Origin of the sequence: Arthrobacter sp. 35W, assembly GCF_000482545.1 — a bacterium.
GTDB lineage: Bacteria > Actinomycetota > Actinomycetes > Actinomycetales > Micrococcaceae > Specibacter.
In genome coordinates this window covers 1-19,890 of record NZ_KI519455.1, presented here as the reverse complement: position 1 = coordinate 19,890, position 19,890 = coordinate 1, and the positions used below count along the sequence as shown (strand labels likewise).

The following is a 19,890-nucleotide window of genomic DNA, read 5'->3' as shown; positions in this document are numbered from 1 at the left end:
CGCAGCATCGCCTCGGTGAAGGGAATGCCATGAGTGGTTCAGCAATCCAGCCCTCTGTTGTGGTCATCGGCGGTGGATACGGCGGCATCAACGTGGCGAAGGCCCTCGACGGGCACGCCGCCGTGACGCTGGTGGAGCCCAAGGACGCGTTTGTCCACAACATCGCCGCACTGCGCTCGGTGGTCCAGCCGGACTTCCTGCCCCGGATGTTCCTTCCCTACGGGCGGCTTCTGGCGCGCGGGACGGTGGTCCGCGACCGTGCGGTGATGGTTGACGGACGGACCGTGGAACTGGCCTCCGGGCGCCGGATGGAGCCGGATGTCATAGTGCTGGCCACCGGGTCCAGCTACCCGTTCCCCGCCAAGACCGACGACGTCGAAACCGCGGCGGCCATCCGGCGCTATGGTGCCGCGCACAGCAACCTGGGGCGTGCGGGCACGGTGATGCTGCTCGGTGCCGGGGCCGTGGGGCTGGAGTTTGCCGGCGAGATTGCGGCAGCCTGGCCCGGCAAGGAGATTGTCTTGGTGGACCAGGCCGAACATATCCTTCCGGGACCCTATGACCAGCGGCTGCGCGATGAAATCAACCGGCAGCTGGCGGCATTGGGCATCGGCCAGGCGATGGGCAGCCCGCTGACGGCGCTGCCCGGTCCCGCGGCCGGTGAATTGTCGCCGTTCACCGTCACCACCACCGCCGGAACCCGCATTGAGGCCGACATCTGGTTCCGCTGCTACGGAATCGCTCCCCAGACAAGCTACCTTGCCGGGGATCTGGCGGCGGCCCGGACGGCCGACGGATACCTCCGCGTCGACTCGGACCTCCGCGTGCCCGGCTTCGGAAACGTCTATGCCCTGGGCGACATCGCGGCCATTGATGTGAACAAGGCCGGCGTCGCAGGGCGGCAGGCCGCCGTCGTCGCCGGCAACATCATCCACCAACTCACGGGTGAGGGGGGACCGGCCCGCTACACACCGTCCCAGCCCGTCATCATCCTGCCCTTGGGGCCCAGGGGAGGATCGGGGCAGCTGCCCAACGGTGAGATCGCCAGCGCCGAGATGATCTCCAGGATCAAGGGCCAGGACATGATGATCGACCGCTACGCCGAGATCCTCAACCTCGCCGACGTGCCGCTGACGCACGCACCGTAGCCCGGAGCGGACGCTGTCCGGGTCCAATGGCGGCGTGCGGACGTAGGCTTGTGGAGTGAAGATCGATCTGCACGCACATTCGCACGTCTCCGACGGCACCCAGACACCGGCGGTGCTGGTGGCCGCTGCCAAGAACGCCGGCCTGGATGTGCTGGCCCTGACGGACCATGACTCCACCTCCGGCTGGGCCGAGGCGTCCCTGGCGGCACGGGAACAGGGCATTGTGCTGGTCCCCGGCATGGAGATCTCCTGCAAGACCCGCGAGGGGATCAGCGTCCACCTGCTGTCCTATCTGCACGACCCCTTCAATGAGGATCTGCTGGAGGAGATCACCAAATCCAAGGATGCGCGGCTCTCCCGCGCCGAGCGCATGGTGGAGCGGCTGGCCGAGGACTATCCGCTGAACTGGGACGATGTCACCCAGCATGTGGCCCCCGGTGCCACGGTGGGCCGGCCGCACATCGCTGATGCCCTTGTCGCCGCCGGGGTGGTGGAGGACCGCAGCGAGGCGTTCGCCAGCATCCTGACCTCGCACTCTCGCTACTTTGTCAGCCACTACGCTCCGGACCCCGTGCTGGCGGTCCAGCTGGTCCGCGCCGCCGGGGGAGTGCCGGTGTTCGCCCACCCCGTGGCCTCGGCGCGTGGGCGCGTGGTGGCTGAGGCGACCTTCAATGACATGATCGACGCCGGCCTGCTGGGGTTGGAGATCGACCATCGGGACAATCCGGAGGAGGGCCGCGCCTGGCTGCGGAAGCTGGCTGCGCGCAAGGACCTGATCGTCACCGGATCCTCCGATTACCACGGCGCCGGCAAACCCAACCTGCTCGGTGAGAACCTGACGTCACCCGAGGCGCTGGCCCGCATCGAAGCCCTCGGCACCGGAACCGCCGTCGTCCGCTAGGGCCACTTCCGATCGGCGCAACCGTTGGTCGAGCCTGTCGAGACCCCTGGCGGCCGACGGCGGTGGCCGGGACGCAGTTCGCCGCTTATGACATGGCTGCGATTGCGTCCTGACAGGGGAACTGCGTCGGTGGCGGGCGACAATATGCGGCTCACGGGATTTCGGCTCCCGTTCGGCAGCCGCCCTAACCTCGCTTCGCTCGGCCAGGGAACCCTGCTGCCTCTCTTGGCTCCGCTCAATCACCGGTCGATAGGTCAGCTGACGGCGACGGGCGGACGCGGTTTGGGAAAGGGCCTCGGCTTCGGCACAGGAGGCTGCACTGCCGCCTCAGCGACGGAATCTGCCTCCACCGCCAGGACGGCTGTGGGTTCCTCCACGACGACGACGGCGGGCCCGGGCTCCACGGCCGGTTCGGGCTCCACGGCCGGTTCGGGCTTTGGCTTGGCGGCAGCCTTCACCTTGGGCGCTGCCTTGGCCCGGGGCTTCGCGGCCGCCTTGGCCTTCGGATCAGCAGCAAGAGCAGCAGCAGCCTCCACCGCTGCCTTGGCACGCGACTTCCGCTTGGGTTTGGCCGGCACGATCTCTGCGACGTGGCCCAGCCGTGCTGCCATGACCTCGATGGCCTGCGGGTTGGCGTCCACGCAGATGAAGCGACGCCCCAGAGACGCCGCGACGGCGCCAAGAGTTCCGGAGCCGGCGAAGAAGTCAAGGCACCAGTCGCCCGGGCGCGAGGACGCCGCCACGGCACGGCGGAGCAGCCCCTCGGGCTTTTGCGTGGGGTAGCCGGTCTTTTCCTTGCCGGTGGGGGAGACGATGGTGTGCCACCAGACGTCGGTGGGCAGCTTGCCGAGCTCGCGCTTCTCCGGCGTCACCAGCCCCGGCGCCATGTACGGCTCGCGGTCAACCTCGGCATTGTCGAAGTGGTACCCGGAGGGGTTCTTCACGTAGACGAGGATGTTGTCGTGCTTGGTGGGCCAGCGGTTCTTGGCGCGTGCGCCGTAGTCGTAGGCCCAGATGATCTCGTTGAGGAAGCTGTCCCGGCCGAAGATGGAATCCAGCATCACCTTGGCGTAGTGCACCTCGCGGTAGTCAAGGTGCAGGTACAGGGTGCCGTCGTCGGCCAGCAGCCGCCACGCCTCAAGCAGCCGCGGCTCCAGAAAGGACCAGTAGTCCGTGAAGGCGTCGTCGTAGCTGTGCAGCGCACCCTTGATGGTTTCGTAGCTGCGCCCGCCAAAGCCCACGCGGTCGCCGTCGCCGGTGGTGCTGCGGACCATGGTGGTGGAGCGGCGCTTCTGCGCCCGTCCGGTGTTGAAGGGCGGGTCCACATAGATCAGCGTGAACGCGCCATCCGGGAGCGTGGGCAGAAACTCGGCGTTGTCCGCTTGGACCACCAGGTTTGCGCCCGCGCTCTCCGGATGCCACGGGGTATTCGTCATGAAGGAATCGGCAGCCTGTACTACTCGGCGGCCGGAGCGTCGGACGAGCCAACAACCTCGCCATTGCGGCGGCGGGTGCGGCTGCGGTTGCGGCGCGGACGTGCCGAGGCACCTTCGCTGCTGCCGGCGTCGCCCGAGGCCGGGCCGTTGCCCTTGGACTCGGCGCCGTTGGCGCCCTTGTCGGCGGATGCGCCGGGAACGGTGGCCGGACGACGACGGCGGCTGCCGCCCTCGCGCTCCGGGCCGCGCTCGGGGCTCTGGGTGAAGCGGCCGTCCAGTGCCGTGGCGCTGCGGGTTTCACCCTCGGTGCCGCTGCGGTCCTCGCGCTCGGTGCTGGTGCGTCCGCCATCGCGGCCGCCGGAGCTGCGTCCGCCATCGCGGCCGCCGGAGCTGCGTCCGCCATCGCGGCCGCCGGAGCTGCGGCCACCATCGCGGCCGCCGGTGCCGCGGCCGCCGTCGCGTGCACCGGAGGAGGCGTTGCGCTTGCCGGTCTCGCCCAGGTCCTCCAGGACCTCGGCGTCGATGCCGGCGTGCGTGCGCTTGTTGCGCGGCAGGCGGCCCTTGGTGCCCTCGGGAATGTCCAGGTCCTCGTACAGGTGCGGGGAGGAGGAGTAGGTCTCGATGGGTTCGGGAACGCTCAGGCCCAGAGCCTTGTTCACCAGGGCCCAGCGCGGCATGTCGTCCCAGTCCACGAAGGTCACGGCGGTGCCCTTGTTGCCGGCACGGCCGGTGCGGCCCACGCGGTGCAGGTAGATCTTCTCGTCTTCAACGCACTGGTAGTTGATCACGTGGGTGACGTCGTCGACGTCGATGCCGCGGGCGGCGACGTCGGTGGCAACCAGCACGTCAACCTTGTTGTTGCGGAAGGCACGCAGGGCCTGCTCGCGGGCGCCCTGGCCCAGGTCGCCGTGGATGGCCGCGGCGGCGAACCCGCGGTCCACCAGCTCCTCGGCCACCTTGGCGGCGGTGCGCTTGGTCTTGGTGAAGATGATGCTGCGGCCGCGGCCGCGGGCCTGCAGGATGCGGGCGACAACTTCGATCTTGTCCAGGTTGTGGGCGCGGTAGATCAGCTGGCGGATGTCGCGCTTGGTCAGACCCTCGTCGTCCGGATCGGCGGCGCGGATGTGGGTGGGCTGCGTCATGTAGCGGCGGGCCATGGCCACCACCGGGCCGGGCATCGTGGCGGAGAACAGCAGCGTCTGGCGCACGGCGGGGGTGCCGGCGATCAGGGTCTCGACGTCGGGCAGGAAGCCCAGGTCCAGCATCTCGTCGGCCTCGTCAAGGATGACGATGCGGACGTTGGCCAGGTTCAGGTGCTTCTGCTTGTAGAGGTCGATCAGGCGGCCGGGGGTGCCGACAATGACCTCGACGCCCTTTTGCAGGGCCTCGATCTGGGGCTCGTAGGCACGGCCGCCGTAGATGGTGGCGATGCGGGCGCCGCGGTGGCGGGAGGCCACCTCGAGGTCGCTGGCCACCTGGACGGCGAGCTCGCGCGTCGGGACGATGACCATGGCCTGCGGGGCGCCGGGGACCGTCAGCTTGTCAAAGCCGGCGTCCTTCGGGCCCACCACGCGCTGCAGCGCGGGGATGCCGAAGCCGAGGGTCTTGCCGGTGCCCGTCTTGGCCTGGCCGATGATGTCGTGGCCGGCGAGGGCGATCGGCAGGGTCATGGCCTGGATCGGGAACGGGTGCGTGATGCCGGCCTCGGCCAGCGACTCGACGATGTCCGCACGGACGTTGAAGTCCGCAAACGTGGCAGCAACCTCGTGGTGCGGTTCCTCCGTGGTGGTCAGCGTGGCCTCAACCGTGAGTTCCTCGTCGCTGTTGTCCGCGTGCAGGTGGGTCTCATTCTCAGTGTTCAAATGCTTACCGTTCAATTCGTCTATACAGGTGCCGCATCTTTGGGCTCTACGCCACCGGCCCAGTGGGCGGTGACGGAGCCAGCCAAGGCGGCACATCCTTTGGGAAGCCGATCGCGGGCTAACACATGCATGCCCCGCGATTGGGTGCCGTCAACCGAACCGGTTGCGGCCCCAGCGTCGCAAGAGGGCACATAAGAAGCGCGTATGGGCGGGCTTGTTGAGTGGGTAAAGGATCAATCAACGACCGGGCATCCATGTCTACAGAGCCAAGTCTAGCCGGTGGCACCAATTCCACGCCGCTAGAGGGTTGTAAAGAGCACCGTCCGCGTGGCGATGTCCGCCTGCAGGAGTTTCACGCGCACGGTGGTGCCGGGCTCCAGGGCCCCTTGGCAGTCGGCGTCGACGGCTGGTTCGCGGATCTGGATGCTGCTCACCGGGCCGGCGTCGGCCTTGTGGCCATTGCCGTTCCCATTGCCGTTCCCATTGCCGTTGGGGCGGGGTCCGGAGAGCACGACGGCGTCGAACTCGCGGCCCACATAGCTGCTCAGGATGGCCGCCTCCACCGTGTCCACGGCGGCGCGGTCCACCTTGTTGGCCAGTTGGTCGGAGGCCATCATGATCCCCGGCAGCGAGGGAAGGGCGTCCCGGGCCCATTGCGGCACCTCTTCGCCGGCGCACAGGGCGGCGCAGATGACCAGCACAAAGCGGTCCACCAGCCGGCGCAGGGGAGCGGTGGTGTGGGCGTATTCGTGGGCGACGGCGGCCTGGATGGTTTTCGCCGGCACCTCCCCGTCGAAGGGGGTGTAGCCGGCGCCGCGGAACAGCGAGCGGGCAGCGTGCATCAGCGCCAGCTGCTTGGGGTCCGATGTATCCAAGGTGCGCAGGAACTCCCCGTAGGGCATGTCCGCCGGCCAGGGCTTGCCCAGGGCCACGCTCTGGCGCCGGTAGTGGGCGATGGAACCCGCATCCGGCTCGGGCATGGTGCGCAGAATGCCCACCTTGCCCTTGAGCATCAGGGTGGCCGCCGCCATGCCGGTCAGCAGGGAGATCTGGGCGTTCCAGTCCTCGATGGGCAGGGCCGGGCGGAAGACCAGCCGGTAGCGGCCGTCGACGAATTCGACCTCCTGCTGGGGCACATTCAGGCTGGCGCCGCCGCGTTCGCGTTCGCGTTCAATCCGCAACAGGCCGATCTCGCGCAGCAGCTCCAACGTGGCGCGGACCTGGTCGAGCACGGCGCCGGTGGGATGGCTCAGGCGGGTGGCGGCGTCGTCCTCCGCGGGAACGTCGTCCTCTGCGCGAACGTCGTCCTCCGCCGCGGCGCCGGGGCCCACAGGTGCAGTGGGCGCTGCGCCGTCGTCGAGCAGTTTCTGGGCCTGCTCGTAGCCCAGCTTGGCGATGCTGCGGATCCGGGCGCGCCGGACCAGTGTGGTGGTGTGGGCGCCGTCGGCATCCAGCCCGATGTCCCAGACATAGGCCGCGCGGTCCTGGTTGGCGAAGAGGCTGGCCGCATCCTCGCTCATGGGCGCCGGGTGGAGCGGAACCCGCCCGTCCGGGGTGTAGTACGTCTGGCCGCGCAGCCGTGTCTCGGCATCCAGCGCGCCGCCGGGCGGCACAAAGGCCGGCACATCGGCGATGGCGTAGCGGACCAGGTAGCCGCCGTCGGTCCGTTCCAGGTGCATGGCCTGGTCCAGATCCAGCGACGACGGCGGATCGATGGTCAGGAACGGCAGTGCCGTGAGGTCCAGATCCGGCAATTGGTGTGCGGCAATCGAGCGCTCCAGCTCGGCCAGCACCTCCGCGGGGAACTCGCCGGGCAGCTTGAACTCCGTCTTCAGGGCCTGAAGGGCCGAGGAGAGCTGCTGCTGTGCTGCATTGTCATGCACGCCAATGTGTGTGTAGGGCACGCTCATAGCGTAAGTGATGCACGCCGCAATGCGGTGGAGCCCGGGCTAACCTAGAACCATGAGCATTCCCCAGGGCGAATCGGCCCCCGTCCTGTCATCGGGCGAGTTCACGGCACGGTACGACAAATTTGTGGTGGACCTGCTGGGCGTTATGGCCTACGGCGAGTTGTCCTCCTTTGAACGCCTTTCCTCCGACGCACGGTACTCACCAACGCTGCACGACCGGGCCACGCTGGGTGCCATGGCGGTGCGCGAATTTGAGCACTTCGAGGTGGTCAGCGCCCGGCTGTCGGCCATGGGCCTGGACCCGGAGCTGGCCATGCGCCCCTTCCAGGCCTCCATCGATGCCTTCCATGACCGCACCCGTCCGGCGGATTGGTATGAGTCCCTGATGAAGGCCTATGTGGTGGACGCGATCTCCGGGGACTTCTACCAGTCCATCAGCACGTTCCTGGATGCCGAGACGAGCGCCGTCATTGAGGCCGTGCGCACCCCGGAGGAATCCTCGGCGCTGCTGCAGTCCCGCCTGAAATTGATGTTGGCCGAGGATCCGCGGCTCTCCTCCCGGCTGGCCCTGTGGGGCCGCCGGCTGGTGGGCGAGGCCCTGACCCAGGCGCAGCGGGTGGGCCGCGAACACAGCTTCCTGATGGGGTTGCTGCCCCAGGAGGCCATTCCGGCGACGGCGGTCCCGGCGCTGATGTCCGCGCTGACCCGCAACCATTCCAAACGGATGAGCCAGCTGGGCCTGACCGCCTAGCGTTTCCCTCTGCGGCCGCGCCTGTCCTGCCGCTTATCCGGACGCCGCCACGGCCAGGGCGGCGAGCCCCATGAGGGTGACCATGCCGTACCCGGCAATGCCGAGCCAGCGCCGGCCTCGGACGGTGATCCACCGGCCGGCCAGGGACCCGGTGCCGGCGAGGACCAGCTGCCAGCCCAGCGAGGCGGTGCCCACGCCGATGGCAAAGGCAGCCGCCGAGCCCCACGTCCAGCCGCCCGCTCCCAGCACCGTGGCGAGTGCCAGAAAGTACAGCACCGTGGCGGGGTTGAGCGCCGTGAGCCCGGTGAACGTGGCGAACACCCGCACTGGACCGCCCCGCACCGCCGGCGCGGCGGCGCCGTCGGCCGATCGAAGCTTCGCCAGCCCCCGCACGGCGAGGGCAATGAGGAGGACGCCCGCCGCGGCGCCCGGCCAGCGCCCGGCGGCAGCAACGGCTGGGGCCAGGGCGGCCCCGAAGGCCAGCGCGGCCACGCAGTACACCAGATCGACCAGCGCCACCCCGCCCGCCGCAGCGGCCCCGGACCTGAACCCGCCGGCCACACCCTGGGTGACAATCAGGATGCCCACCGCGCCCAGCGGCAGGGCGACGCCGAGCCCGGCGGCCAGGCCGGCCAGAAGGGATGCGGATAGTGTCATGGAACCGAGCGTACATTCGGCTCCTGCGCTCGCTGACAAAAGCTCTGCCAAACCGTTACGATCGCCGTATGGATGCCATTGACAGTGGATTGCTGCGGCTTTTGGGTGACAACGGCAGAGCTTCCTTCAGTGCCTTGGGGCGCGGCGTGGGGTTGAGTGCCAATGCCGCCGCCGCCCGTGTGCGCAGGTTGGAGGAGGATGGCATCATTGCCGGCTACACGGTGCGCCTGGCCGACGACCTTGAGCGCCCGGCGGAGGGCTTGGAGGTGTTCATCGATGTGAGGCTGCGCGAGTCCACCGGCGGCGACGCCTTTCTGGCCTATCTGAAGCCGCTGGCGCAGGTGCGCGACGCGGTGCACGTGACGGGCCCCTACGACTATCTGCTGCATGTGCGCGTGCGCAATCCCTTGGAACTGGACGGATTCCTGCACCGGCTCAAGCACGACGGCGGAGCCGCCCAAACCCAGACCCGCATCGCCCTGCGCCACGGCTGACGCCCGGTCCCCGGCGGCCGGTTTTTCGCGGTGCTACCATGAACCATTCGAACCTTTGTTCTAGGTGGTGGCTGCGGTGTTTGGAATGGATCTGCCTGCACCACGGTCCGCCCAGCCTCCCGCCGTCGACGTCGAACCGCGGGGTTTTGCCTCCCCGGCCCGGGACTATTTTGACGGCGGGATCGACCTCAACCGGCATCTGATCCGCGACAGGACCTGCACCTTCATCATGCGCGTGGCCGGCAGCTCCATGGAGGGCGCCGGGATCAGCGACGGTGATGAGATCATCGTCGACCGCTCCGTGCCGCCCCGGGATGGATCGGTGGTGGTGGCGGTGCTCGACGGCGACCTGGTGGTCCGCCGCCTGCGCATCTCCGACGGCGGGGCCACCCTGGAATCGGAAAGCGGCGACGGCGCCCCGGCCCCGGAAATCCTGGTGCCGGACCTGTCCGAGCTGGTCATCTGGGGCGTCGCGACACGCTGCCTGCACCGGTTGTAGCAAGTCCGCCGCTGCCGTGGAACGGCGCGGAATTCCGGCCACAACGATCCCCGTTGCGCCTGCCCGGCGTCCCGGTCCGGGGTTAGGGTGGAAGCTCGACGGAGACGGACCGATCCGAGGCAAGGAGTCTGGGGATGCGCTATTGGTGGGCCAGCCAGGGCCGAAACTACGAGACTGCGATCGAGGAGGGCACGCTGTGGAGCTGCCCCGAAGCGGATGGCTCGCTGCCCGATGACAGAGCCTCCCTGAAGGAGATGAAGCAGGGGGACATCGTCTTCCACTACTTCGGCCCCTATGTCCGCGCCGTCAGCGTCGTCGCCGAGGAATGGCAGGACTTTGAACGGCCCTCCGGCTATGAGCAGCAGGAGGGCGAGAGCAACAAGGGCTGGCTGGTGCGGGTCTATTCCATCGCCACGGGACTGCAGATCCACCGCGACCGTGCCGCCGCGTTGACGGCCTCCGGTGAACATAACGGGCCCTTCAACGAAGCCGGGAAGCCCCAGCACCGCTACCTGACGCCCCTCTCCGACGAGGAGGGCAAGGCCTTGCTGGCCGAGGCGGGCGTGAGCGCGCCGCTGTCCTCCGCGGGCAGCCTGCGCGGGCTGCCGGGGGATGTGTGGGGAGTTGAAGAGGACGATCCGGGCATGACCACCATCCGCGTTGAGCAGGCACATCTGCGCAAGCACCTGCTGCGCGGCCGCCAGAACGCACCGTGCTCCATCTGCGGGGAGGACCTGCCGGCCCGGCTGCTGATCGCCGGCCATATCAAGCCTCGCGGCAAGTGCACCGAGGAGGAGCGCATGGACCACGAGCGGTCCGCGATGCTCATCTGTGCGCTGGGATGCGATGCCCTCTATGAGTGGGGCTACATCATCGTGGGGGAGGATGGCCGGATCCATGCCGGGCAGCCGGCGGAGACCAAGCGCATCCAAGATGCCGTGGACGTGCTGGTGGGCCATCTCTGCAGCGCCTTCAATGACCACACGGCGGAGAACTTTGCCGAGAATTCACGGTTGATGCTGGCCGTTTAGAGTCGGGTTGGACAATTACTCATCATCTCGTGGAAGTGGGGCTCCGTGCAGCCGATCATGACGACGTCGCTGGCCCGCCCGTGGAATTGGGGCATCGTGGTGGTCACCGACAACTCAGCCACTGGCGAACTGCCGGATATTGAGCCAGGCAGGGTGGTTTCGGCGAATGAAACCGGTCTGGTTATCCTTATCCGCCATGCCCAGGACATTGACGACGATCTGAATGACGATTCCGACGACGACGGCGACCCAGATCTTGCCGAAGGATCCGTCAGTGCGGCATTCCATCACGGGCCGGTTGATGTGCATCCGGAGCGACAGTTGGTCTACGAAGGAACATTGCTGACGCCAAGCGGGACCATCCATATCGGAGATGCCGAGCTAAGCGTGGCCGTGCCCGCCGGTGCAAGCGAAACCCGCGTCTTGGTCAGTGTGTCGGCCGCGGATGACTCCTCGCCGGACCAGATCTGGCTGGATCTGTGGTCCCAGGATCCGGCGTTTACGGCCGATATGTTGGCGCCCTAGCGAACTCGGTTCAGCCGCCGAACTGCGTGGGTCGATGACGGCGCTGCTCGGTCAGCGCCGGGCGGCTGTGAAGACGGCCGCTGCCACGCCGAGGCAGAGCGGCCGGTACAGGGTCTTGTCCAGACGAACGAATCGTGCCGAGGGCTCCGGCAGGCCGAGGACCTTGGTAGCCGGCCGTCCACCGGCGGTGCCGCGCGCCAGGATGCCGGCGCCCAAGACGAACCGTGCCGCTTGGGCAGCCCTGCCGGACCCGCCCACGCCCGCGGCCAAGGCTGCCGCAGCCACCGATAGTCCGGCGACAGCGAAGCATGCCCGGGCGTCGGGGACGGTGTTGCTGCCCACCACTGCGTCAGCTAGTTCCGCCCGGGTGCGCATCGGCCACGCCGACCCCAGACCCCACATTGTGTGCACCACGGCCGACGCCGCGAACGCCGTCGAGCCTGCGACAGCGGCAACGCGGGAGAGGGTGGTCATGGCCCGAGCCTAACAGCGGTCCCGGCGCCGCCCCGCGGGCCGTGCATGCATCTGGGGCGCGGCAACTGTCGGGAACCGGGTGGTTCTGTGCAGTTGGCGCGCCCCAGATGTGCCGGTGCTGTTGGCCGGAGGCGGTGGTGTTAGAGGACGCGGGAGAGGAATTCCTTGGTGCGGGCGTGCTGGGGGTTGGCGATGATCTGGCGGGGGTTGCCGGTTTCAACGACGACGCCGCCGTCCATGAAGGTGAGCGTGTCTCCGACCTCGCGGGCGAAGCCGATCTCGTGGGTGACCACGATCATCGTCATGCCCGACTTCGCGAGGTCCTTCATCACGTTCAGCACGTCCCCGACGAGTTCGGGGTCCAGGGCGGAGGTCGGCTCGTCGAAGAGCATCAGTTCTGGTTCCATGGCCAGGGCGCGGGCGATCGCGACGCGCTGCTGCTGCCCGCCGGAGAGCTGGGACGGGTAGTGGTTGGCCCTCTCGGCCAGCCCGACCCGGTCCAGCAGTTCCAGGGCCGCGGTGCGGGCGGCGGTCTTGGACTTGCGCTTGACCTGGGTGGGGGCCTCCATGATGTTGGCCAGCGCGGTCTTGTGCGGGAACAGGTTGAAGCGTTGGAAGACCATGCCGATCTCCCGGCGCTGGTTCGCGATGGCCTTCGTGGACAAATCGTGCAGGCGCCCGTTGACCTCCTTGTAGCCGATGAGGTCCTCGCGGACCTGGATGCGGCCGGCGGAGATCGTTTCGAGCAGGTTGATGCAGCGCAGCAGGGTCGACTTGCCCGAGCCGGAGGGGCCGATGATCACGGACACCTCCCCGGGCTGGACGGTCATGTCGATGCCGCGCAGCACGTGGTGCTCGCCGAAGAACTTGTGCACGCCCTCAATCCTGACGAGCGGGTCGGTGCCGGCCCGTCCGGGGGTGCCGGTGGCGGTGGTGGTCATGGCGTGGTGCCGCCTTCACTGGTCGGGGCCGCCGGTTCCGGGTCTGCCGGGGCGGCGGGGTTGTGGGCGTGGGCGACGGCGGCGGCCACGGCGGCGGGTTTGACGGGGGCCTTGGTGAGGTTGTCCACGCCCTTGCCGAAGTGGCGTTCGATGTAGAACTGGCCGACCATGAGCACGGAGGTGACCAGCAGGTACCAGAACGCGGCGACGATCAGCAGCGGGATGGGCTGGTAGATGCGGTTCGCGATGGTGTTCGTGACGAAGGTCAGGTCGTAGGTGAAGGGCACGGCCAGGACCAGGGAGGTGGTTTTGAGCATGCCGATGGTTTCGTTGCCGGTCGGGGGGACGATCACGCGCATGGCCTGGGGCAGGATGATGCGCCACATGATCTTGGAGCGGCGCATGCCCAGGGCCTCGGCGGCCTCCATCTGGCCGTTGTCCACGGATTTCAGGCCGGCGCGGAAGATCTCGGCGAGGTAGGCGGATTCGTTCAGGCCCAGGCCCAGGATCGCTGCGACGGTGGCGTTGACCACGGTCTGGGTGTCCATGGAGAACCATTCGGGGCCGAAGGGGACGCCGATGATGATCTTGGGGTACAGGGTCGCGACGAGGCCCCAGAAGACGAGCTGGGTGTAGACGGGGGTGCCGCGGAAGAACCAGACCCAGACCCAGGAGACGTAGCGGAAGAGCGGGTTCTCGGATTGGCGCATGAAGGCCAGCATGATGGCCAGGGCGATCGCGATGACCATCGAGGAGACGGTGAGGATCAGGGTCCAGCCGATGCCTTGGACGACGAGGGTGTCCAGCAGGTAGGTGCCCACGAGGTCCCAGTGGAAGCGGGGGTTCGTGATCAGGGACTGGGCGGTGATGGCCAGGACGAGCACGATGATGGCGGCCCCGACCCACCGGCCCGGGTGCCGGACCGGAACCGCATCGTTCAACACGACGCCGTGCGGATGGGCATCGCCATGGGGAGTCCGCCCGGGGATGCGCGTCTTGGTGTCGGTCACCTGTCGACCTCCGGATTGACCACTGACTTGTCGGTGGACAGTACGGCGATGCCCCATCGGTCCATGATCTTGGCGTAGCTGCCATCGGCGATGAGCTTGTTCATCACCTTGGCCACCAGGTCCGCGAGTTCAGGGTCCGACTTGGCCACGGCGATGCCGTTGTGGTCCGGGTTGTACAACCCACCCAGAAGTTCCAACTGGCCGCCGGTCTGGGTCAGCGCGTAGGTGATGGTGGTTCCACCGGACACCATGGCCGCGATGCCGCCATTGACCAGGCGGGTGGTGATGTCCGTCTGGTTGGGCAGGCTCACGACGTCGATGGCGGGCTTGCCGGCGTCGGTGCAGGCCTTGGAACGGCCGGTGAGGTCCGGATCCTCCTGGACGGACCCGGTCTGGACCCCCACCTTGAGGCCGCAGAGGTTGTCGACGCTGACGTTCTGCGGGTTGCCCTTTTGGACGGCCCAGATGGAGCCGGCCTTGAAATAGTCGACGAAGTTCACGGCCTTCATGCGCTCTTTGGTGATGGAGAAGGCACTCATGCCGAGGTCGTATTTGGTGCCCAGCCCCGGGAGGATGGTGGCGAAGCCCGCCGTGCGGAAGTCCACCGTCAATCCCAGTGTGGCGCCGATGGCCTTGGCGAAGTCGACGTCGAACCCCATGGGCGTCTGGCCGTCGGTGCCGCCCAGGAACTCGGCCGGGGCATAGGTGGTGTCCGAGCCAACCGTGATGGTGTCCTTGCCCTTGAGCGAGTCCGGCAGCATGGCGGCCAGGGCGTCGTCCTTGTGCAGGGTGGACGGATCAAAGCTGGGGGAGCCCGGCACACTGGCGGGGCCCGTGCCGGCCAGGCCTTGGGAGGCGTTGGTGCAGCCCGTGGCTGCCAGCCCGGTCGTCAGGACGACAGTGGCGGCGAGGACCAGGCGGAGGATGCGTGGAAAGGTCATGTCAGCTGTCCAATCGTGAAGGGTTGTCCATGGGAACGGCGATGTTCACCAGGGTGCTTCCGGTCCGTACAAGGGTGGGGTGGCGCAATGTGGCAATGAGGCCATCGATGTGGGCGCGGTATTCATAGGCCGGCCGGTCCAGCTCGTCAATGAAATGGACCTTGCCGATGAGATCGCCGACGACGACCCGCTGGCCCAGATCGACGGTTGGTTCGAAGAGACCGCCGGCACGGGCCATGACTGCTGCATCGGAGCCCAGCTGGATGTACTGGATGTCCGCAGGGGGACCCGCGGGGGTACGCGCGTCGGCGTCGGCCGTGGCTCCGGGGCGCGGAGTGCCGCCGTCAAGCACGCCCACATGGGCCAGCAGCTTGTAGAGCCCGGCGCGGGAGTCTGCGAGCAAGCGGCGGTTGACCGTGCCGCGCCCGCCGAGTTCCGTGGAGACCATCAGAACGCCCGCGCGGTCGGCCGCCCCGCTGATGGATCCCGACACATAGTTCGGCTTCACGACGACGCAGTATGGCTGGCCGAAGGCCTCGACGGCTGCCATCTTGCGCGCCCACACCTCCGGCGTGGGCCCGGCATAGACGAAGGCCGATGGGACGTATTCGTTGACGGCGCCGCCGGAGTGGATGTCGAGGGCGAAGTCGGCCAATGGCAGCAGGTCGGCGTCGACGATCCGTGCAATCTGCGCCGTGGGGCCGCCCGCTGCATGGCCGGGAAGGGCCCGGTTCAGGTTGGCGCCGTCGACCTTGGAGACCCGGGAGCCTTCCCGCACCGCCAGCAGATTGAGCGAGGGGAGGACGATGATCCGGCCGCAGATGCTTCCTGGATCCAGGGTGCGGATGAGCTCGTGCAGCAGGACCTGGCCCTCGTATTCGTCGCCGTGGGTGCCTGCCGTCAGCAGGACCGTGGGGCCATTCGATGCGTCCGGCCCGGCCAGCACGGCGATGGGTACGGGGATGACGGCGCCGTCGAACTCATTGTTGGAGTGCTCGATCGACAGGTGGCCAAGCTGCCTGCCGGGGGCCGCGAAGTCGATTCCGCGGACCCGGTCGATCGTGTGGGGTAGCTGCACCATGTGCTCTGTATCCAATCGGTAAGATTGGATACAACATATCCAAGGGATACTGTGAAGTGCAACACCTTTGGGAAAAGATGTTGGGAAGAATTCTGCGCAGAGGTCTGCGCGAGGGGCCGGCGGCAAGGGGCAAAAGGTGGCAAGTGTGGAGGTCCGGGATACGCGCCCGCTGAGTGAGCGAGTGTACGAACGGGTGTGTGATGACATCGTCAACGAGCTCATTGCTCCGGGGGCCCAGCTGGTCCAGGACCAGCTTGCTGCCCAGTATGGGGTCTCGCGCATGCCGGTCAGGGATGTGTTGGCACGCCTGGTCCATGAGGGGATGGCGGATTTCATTCCGGGCCGCGGGCATTTCGTGAAGGTGCTCAGTGACTCCGACATCGCGGACGTCTACGAGGTCCGCCGGGAGGTGGAGGCGCTGGCCATCAGGCGGTTTGGCGGCAGATACACGCCCATGGACCTCGCGCGGCTGGAGATGGCACTGGCTGAGGCGGAATCCGTACCGGAGGCGGACTTTGATGCAATCTTCCGCACCAGCATGGACTTCCATCTCCTGCTGGTGGCTCCATGCCCCAACAAGTACCTGCTCGCGTCCCTGCAGGGCATCTGGGAAAACCCCGTGCAGCGGCGGATCATCCGCTCGTACCGGGGTGACAATGCCAAGAGTGCCGGTGTGGTGGCCAAGCACCGCCGCCTGCTGGCCCTGGCGCGCTCCGGCAGCACCGAGGAACTCATCGGCCAGCTGGCTGGCTGCCACAGCCCGCTGGTTTGATCCTGCCCACCGCATGCCACTGACCGCTCCGGCGGTCCGGTGCTAGCATGAACAATCGAATATTTGTTCTAGGCGGTGGTGGTTGTGGCGGCAGGAACCGGCAGGGACCGCATGGCTCTGGTGGACGTCAACAACTTCTACGTTTCCTGCGAGCGGGTCTTCAACCCCCGGCTGGAAGGCCGCCCCGTCGTCGTGCTCTCCAACAACGACGGCTGCGTGGTGGCGCGCTCGGCAGAGGCCAAGGCGCTGGGCATCGCCACGGGAGCACCCTGGTACCAGGTGGAGCCGATGGCCAAGGCCTGGGGGCTGGTGGCCCGCTCGAGCAACTATGAGCTCTACGGCGATATGAGCGCCCGCGTCATGGAGGTGGTGGGCCGCTTTGGCACCTGGCAGGAGGTCTATTCCATCGACGAGTCCTTCGTGGGCCTGGTGGGGGACGAGGCGCAGCTGCGCGATGCCGGTGCCGGCATCCGGGCGGCTGTGGCGCGGCATGTGGGCGTGCCGGTATGCGTGGGTGTCGCCTCGACCAAGACCCTGGCCAAGTTCGCCAACCGCATTGCCAAGCAGAACCCCGCCCTGAACGGCGTGTGTTCTCTTGACTCGATGCCGCCGGGCCATGTGGACGCCATCCAGGCCAAGGTCCCGGTGACCGGTCTGTGGGGAGTGGGCGGGCGCACTGGGGAGCGGCTGAACGCCCTGGGGATCGAGACCATTGCCGATCTCAAGGCGGCGGACCCGCTGGTGATCCGCAAAAAGTTCTCCGTGGTCCTGGCCCGCACCGTCCATGAGCTGAACGGCACCGCCTGCATTCCACACACAGAGGAGCGTGCGGACAAGCAGCAGATCATGTTCTCCCGCAGCTTTTCCACCCCCGTCACGTCCGTGGAGGGCATGGAGCAGGTGATGGCCATCTACGCCCAGCGCGGGGCGGCCCGGCTCAGTGCCGAGGGGATGCGGACGACGACGATGACCGTCACCGCCGGGACCAGCCGCTTCGCCCAGGGCGTGGCGAGCTTCCCCTCCGTCACCATCCGGCTGCCGCAGGCCACGCAGGACCCCATCCTGCTGACCCGCGCCGCCGTCGCCGCGGTGCGGGAATCCGTCGTCCCGGGCGCCGCATACCTGCGCGCCGGCGTGCTCTTCAGCGGACTGGAGCCGGCCGGGGGCCAGGAGGTGCTGGACCTCTTTGTGGACCACCGCGAGCAGCTGGAACTGGGCGACTTGATGGGCAGCGTGCGGACCAAGTTCGGCGCCGCAGCCATCGGCCTGGGCCTGGGCGGCCTGGCCGAGCCGCCGCAGTGGTCCATGAAACGCGAGCACTCCTCGCCCCGCTTCACCACCGAATGGGCCGAAATCCCCGTAGTCCGGGCCTAGCCTCCCTCCGGAAGTGCACGGACGCTGCCGCCCCGCCGCACCCGTGCACTTCCCGGTGACCGCGGCATCGTAGGCTGGGGTGGCCGGCACCGGGCCGGGGACGGGTGGGGGTAATGCGCAGGACTTCGCGGCGCCGTGTGGCGTTGGCCGCAGCGGCGGTGGCAGTGCTAGGCACGGGACTGGCCGTCCACTATTTTGGCAGCGGCCCCTTCGCTGACTTCGCGGGCGACGCCCTCTACACCGTGCTGGTGTTTGTCCTGCTGGGCCTGCTGTTTCCACGGCTTTCCAGCGCCGTGGTGGGAGTGCTGGCGCTCGCGGTGAGCGTGGGCATTGAACTGCTGCAGCTCACCGGCATCCCGGCGGAGCTGACCGCGGCCTTCCCGCCCTTCCGGCTGCTGCTGGGCACCACCTTCGCCGCCACGGATCTGCCCGCCTATGCGGTGGGGGCGCTCGCAGCCCTGCTGGTGGACGCAGCCCTGCGCCGGGGCGCCGCACGCCGATCGTGGCGGACGGCACGCTCCCGGTAGGAATAGTGCGCGCCTGCAAGTAGTTCCTGTGAGTGGAGCCCACAGTGGGCGCCGGTGCAGGAGGAACGGTGTTAGACGTAGTAGTCATCGGGGCCGGCCAGGCGGGTCTGTCGGCCGCCTACTATCTCGCCGCGCGCGGGCTGGAACCGGAACGGGACTTTGTGGTCCTGGACGCGAACGCCGGACCGGGCGGCGCCTGGCGCCACCGCTGGCCCTCGCTCACCCTCGGTGCCGCCCACGCCGTCCACGACCTGCCCGGGATGAAGCTCGGCGAGCCGGACCCTTCCGAGCCCGCCTCCGCCGTCGTCGGCCGCTACTACGGCTCCTATGAAGACGTCTTTGAACTGCCCATCCACCGCCCGGTGAAGGTGCTCGCCATCCGGCCCCGGGACCCGGACGACGGCTCCTCCCCACTGCTGGTCGAAACGGACCGCGGCGTCTATGAAACCCGCCTCGTCATCAATGGCACGGGCACTTGGGACAAGCCGTACTGGCCCAGCTACCCCGGCCAGCGGACCTTCACCGGCCGGCAGCTCCACACCCACGATTTCCGTTCCGTATCCGAGTTTGCCGGCAAGCGCGTGCTGGTGGTGGGCGGTGGAACCTCGGCCGTGCAGTTCCTGCTGCAACTGGCCGGCGCCGGGGTCAAGACCGCCTGGTCCACCCGCCGGCCGCCGGAATTCACCACCCGCGCCTTCGACCCCGAGTGGGGCAGGGATGTGGAACGCGGCGTCAACGCCCGCACCGCCGCCGGGCTGCCACCGCTGAGCGTGGTGGCAGCGACAGGGATCCCGCTGATCGAGGCGTACCAGCGGGGCATCACCGCGGGCACGCTGGTGAGCCGCGGCGGCATCGAGCGGATCGAGGCGGAGCGGGTGGTCTTCGACGACGGGTCCGCCTTCGATGCCGACGTGATCCTCTGGGCCACCGGATTCCGCGCCGCCCTGGACCACCTGGCGCCGTTGAAGCTGCGCGAACCCGGCGGTGGCATCTTGATGGATGGGGTAAAGGTGCTCAAAGAGGAGCGGCTGCTGCTGGTGGGCTACGGCGCCTCGGCCTCAACCCTGGGTGCCACACGCGCCGGCCGCGCCGCCGCCGTCGAAGCCTCCCGCCGCCTGGCCCGCATCCCCGAGCACGCCCTCTAGACGAGTAATTCCAAGCGGTCAGTGGTCGTAGGCGATGAGTGAGCGGCGGACGGCTTGGCCGGTGCGGTCGTTGTGCCAGATCGCCGCGGTCATCGCCAGCAGCCGCTGAATGACGCGTGCGGCGACCCCTGCCGGGGTCCGTCCGCCGTGTTGTTCCAGGTCGAGCTGGCCCTTGAGGGTGTCGTTGATGGATTCGATGACCTGGCGCAGGGGTTTGAAGAACCGGGCCCCGGCGCGGGGCTTTTCGCCCCGGCGGGCCGGGCGCAGCAGATCAATCCCGGCCTCCCCCAGGGCGGCTTCGAAGTCCCGGCCGTAGTAGTTCCGGTCCGCGATCACCGTCTGCCGGTGCCCGTCGGCCAGCACCCGGGCCATGGCCGGGGTGCCGGCGAGGATGTCCAGGAACGTCTGGCG

At 68.2% G+C, this 19,890-nt stretch carries 19 protein-coding genes and 2 pseudogenes; 11 read left to right on the top strand and 10 right to left on the bottom strand.

Translation table 11 applies throughout. From position 1 onward, the window contains the following. Positions 1–29: 29 nt before the first annotated feature. Both K254_RS0112205 and K254_RS0112200 read left to right on the top strand, forming a co-directional pair. Positions 30–1,148 carry an NAD(P)/FAD-dependent oxidoreductase gene (locus K254_RS0112205; protein WP_026555597.1) on the top strand — a complete coding sequence of 373 codons (1,119 nt, stop codon included), beginning with the start codon at positions 30–32 and terminating at the stop codon, positions 1,146–1,148. Between the two features lie 55 nt (positions 1,149–1,203). Beyond that, on the top strand, positions 1,204–2,049 hold the full coding sequence (locus K254_RS0112200) for a PHP domain-containing protein (protein ID WP_026555596.1): 846 nt from the start codon (positions 1,204–1,206) through the stop codon (positions 2,047–2,049). A gap of 563 nt (positions 2,050–2,612) precedes the next feature. Here K254_RS0112200 and K254_RS23075 read toward each other — a convergent pair. The 3 genes and pseudogenes from K254_RS23075 to K254_RS0112185 all read right to left on the bottom strand — a co-directional run. Then, positions 2,613–3,485 (bottom strand): annotated as a pseudogene (locus tag K254_RS23075) (DNA-methyltransferase); the annotation flags it as partial. 20 nt (positions 3,486–3,505) lie between these two features. Continuing rightward, positions 3,506–5,347 carry a DEAD/DEAH box helicase gene (locus tag K254_RS0112190; RefSeq protein WP_035750160.1) on the bottom strand — a complete coding sequence of 614 codons (1,842 nt, stop codon included), beginning with the start codon at positions 5,345–5,347 and terminating at the stop codon, positions 3,506–3,508. Between the two features lie 299 nt (positions 5,348–5,646). Beyond that, a complete protein-coding gene (locus K254_RS0112185) occupies positions 5,647–7,251 on the bottom strand; it encodes an RNB domain-containing ribonuclease (RefSeq protein ID WP_196810954.1) in 1,605 nt (534 codons plus the stop codon). A 58-nt stretch (positions 7,252–7,309) separates the two neighbouring features. Between K254_RS0112185 and K254_RS0112180 the strand changes: the two genes are divergently transcribed. After that, complete coding sequence (locus K254_RS0112180; protein WP_026555593.1) at positions 7,310–8,008, top strand: ferritin-like fold-containing protein; 699 nt, start codon at positions 7,310–7,312, stop codon at positions 8,006–8,008. A gap of 33 nt (positions 8,009–8,041) precedes the next feature. Here K254_RS0112180 and K254_RS0112175 read toward each other — a convergent pair whose 3' ends face one another. Further along, complete coding sequence (locus K254_RS0112175) at positions 8,042–8,665, bottom strand: LysE family transporter (protein WP_026555592.1); 624 nt, start codon at positions 8,663–8,665, stop codon at positions 8,042–8,044. A 68-nt stretch (positions 8,666–8,733) separates the two neighbouring features. Between K254_RS0112175 and K254_RS0112170 the strand changes: the two genes are divergently transcribed. From K254_RS0112170 to K254_RS0112155, 4 genes are all read left to right on the top strand, one after another. Continuing rightward, positions 8,734–9,159, top strand: coding sequence for an Lrp/AsnC family transcriptional regulator (locus K254_RS0112170; RefSeq protein WP_026555591.1), 426 nt, complete (start codon positions 8,734–8,736; stop codon positions 9,157–9,159). Between the two features lie 85 nt (positions 9,160–9,244). Beyond that, positions 9,245–9,658, top strand: coding sequence for a LexA family protein (locus tag K254_RS23070; RefSeq protein ID WP_051389462.1), 414 nt, complete (start codon positions 9,245–9,247; stop codon positions 9,656–9,658). A gap of 134 nt (positions 9,659–9,792) precedes the next feature. Then, positions 9,793–10,689 carry an HNH endonuclease gene (locus K254_RS24855; RefSeq protein ID WP_026555590.1) on the top strand — a complete coding sequence of 299 codons (897 nt, stop codon included), beginning with the start codon at positions 9,793–9,795 and terminating at the stop codon, positions 10,687–10,689. 57 nt (positions 10,690–10,746) lie between these two features. Then, a complete protein-coding gene (locus tag K254_RS0112155; protein ID WP_155848568.1) occupies positions 10,747–11,214 on the top strand; it encodes a hypothetical protein in 468 nt (155 codons plus the stop codon). Between the two features lie 51 nt (positions 11,215–11,265). On the opposite strand, the gene K254_RS0112150 is transcribed toward K254_RS0112155, so the two are convergent. The 5 genes from K254_RS0112150 to K254_RS0112130 form a co-directional block, all read right to left on the bottom strand. Continuing rightward, positions 11,266–11,688 (bottom strand): DUF3995 domain-containing protein, encoded by a 423-nt coding sequence (locus K254_RS0112150; protein WP_026555588.1) that lies wholly within the window; start codon positions 11,686–11,688, stop codon positions 11,266–11,268. Positions 11,689–11,828: 140 nt separating this feature from the next. Then, positions 11,829–12,629: an amino acid ABC transporter ATP-binding protein gene (locus K254_RS0112145; RefSeq protein ID WP_051389193.1), complete on the bottom strand. Its 801-nt coding sequence runs from the start codon at positions 12,627–12,629 to the stop codon at positions 11,829–11,831. Then, positions 12,626–13,573: an amino acid ABC transporter permease gene (locus K254_RS23060; RefSeq protein ID WP_231391705.1), complete on the bottom strand. Its 948-nt coding sequence runs from the start codon at positions 13,571–13,573 to the stop codon at positions 12,626–12,628. The genes K254_RS0112145 and K254_RS23060 overlap by 4 nt, the downstream gene beginning before the upstream one ends. 62 nt (positions 13,574–13,635) lie before the next feature. Further along, the gene (locus K254_RS0112135; RefSeq protein WP_035748793.1) at positions 13,636–14,580 is read right to left on the bottom strand and encodes an ABC transporter substrate-binding protein; all 945 of its coding nucleotides are present in this window, start codon (positions 14,578–14,580) and stop codon (positions 13,636–13,638) included. 1 nt (position 14,581) lies between these two features. Beyond that, on the bottom strand, positions 14,582–15,661 hold the full coding sequence (locus tag K254_RS0112130; RefSeq protein WP_051388582.1) for a succinylglutamate desuccinylase/aspartoacylase family protein: 1,080 nt from the start codon (positions 15,659–15,661) through the stop codon (positions 14,582–14,584). Positions 15,662–15,842: 181 nt separating this feature from the next. Here K254_RS0112130 and K254_RS23055 point away from each other — a divergent pair, with 181 nt between their 5' ends. The 4 genes from K254_RS23055 (at position 15,843) to K254_RS0112110 (ending at position 19,479) form a co-directional block, all read left to right on the top strand. Next, the gene (locus tag K254_RS23055; RefSeq protein WP_051388581.1) at positions 15,843–16,433 is read left to right on the top strand and encodes a GntR family transcriptional regulator; all 591 of its coding nucleotides are present in this window, start codon (positions 15,843–15,845) and stop codon (positions 16,431–16,433) included. Between the two features lie 84 nt (positions 16,434–16,517). After that, positions 16,518–17,807, top strand: a complete 1,290-nt coding sequence (locus K254_RS0112120; protein ID WP_026553665.1) for a Y-family DNA polymerase — start codon at positions 16,518–16,520, stop codon at positions 17,805–17,807. A 113-nt stretch (positions 17,808–17,920) separates the two neighbouring features. Continuing rightward, positions 17,921–18,334, top strand: a complete 414-nt coding sequence (locus K254_RS0112115) for a ribosomal maturation YjgA family protein (RefSeq protein ID WP_035748791.1) — start codon at positions 17,921–17,923, stop codon at positions 18,332–18,334. 68 nt (positions 18,335–18,402) lie between these two features. Continuing rightward, positions 18,403–19,479: an FAD-dependent oxidoreductase gene (locus tag K254_RS0112110; protein ID WP_026553663.1), complete on the top strand. Its 1,077-nt coding sequence runs from the start codon at positions 18,403–18,405 to the stop codon at positions 19,477–19,479. A gap of 18 nt (positions 19,480–19,497) precedes the next feature. On the opposite strand, the pseudogene K254_RS25940 reads toward K254_RS0112110, so the two are convergent. Next, positions 19,498–19,890: pseudogene (locus K254_RS25940) on the bottom strand (IS982 family transposase); the annotation flags it as partial.

Coding starts and splice junctions, on each gene's coding strand:
- K254_RS0112205 (WP_026555597.1), top strand. CDS start 30: ATGAGTGGTTCAGCAATCCAGCCCTCTGTTGTGGTCATCGGCGGTGGA.
- K254_RS0112180 (WP_026555593.1), top strand. CDS start 7,310: ATGAGCATTCCCCAGGGCGAATCGGCCCCCGTCCTGTCATCGGGCGAG.
- K254_RS0112175 (WP_026555592.1), bottom strand. CDS start 8,665: ATGACACTATCCGCATCCCTTCTGGCCGGCCTGGCCGCCGGGCTCGGC.
- K254_RS0112170 (WP_026555591.1), top strand. CDS start 8,734: ATGGATGCCATTGACAGTGGATTGCTGCGGCTTTTGGGTGACAACGGC.
- K254_RS23070 (WP_051389462.1), top strand. CDS start 9,245: ATGGATCTGCCTGCACCACGGTCCGCCCAGCCTCCCGCCGTCGACGTC.
- K254_RS24855 (WP_026555590.1), top strand. CDS start 9,793: ATGCGCTATTGGTGGGCCAGCCAGGGCCGAAACTACGAGACTGCGATC.
- K254_RS0112155 (WP_155848568.1), top strand. CDS start 10,747: ATGACGACGTCGCTGGCCCGCCCGTGGAATTGGGGCATCGTGGTGGTC.
- K254_RS0112150 (WP_026555588.1), bottom strand. CDS start 11,688: ATGACCACCCTCTCCCGCGTTGCCGCTGTCGCAGGCTCGACGGCGTTC.
- K254_RS0112145 (WP_051389193.1), bottom strand. CDS start 12,629: ATGACCACCACCGCCACCGGCACCCCCGGACGGGCCGGCACCGACCCG.
- K254_RS0112135 (WP_035748793.1), bottom strand. CDS start 14,580: ATGACCTTTCCACGCATCCTCCGCCTGGTCCTCGCCGCCACTGTCGTC.
- K254_RS0112130 (WP_051388582.1), bottom strand. CDS start 15,661: ATGGTGCAGCTACCCCACACGATCGACCGGGTCCGCGGAATCGACTTC.
- K254_RS0112115 (WP_035748791.1), top strand. CDS start 17,921: ATGCGCAGGACTTCGCGGCGCCGTGTGGCGTTGGCCGCAGCGGCGGTG.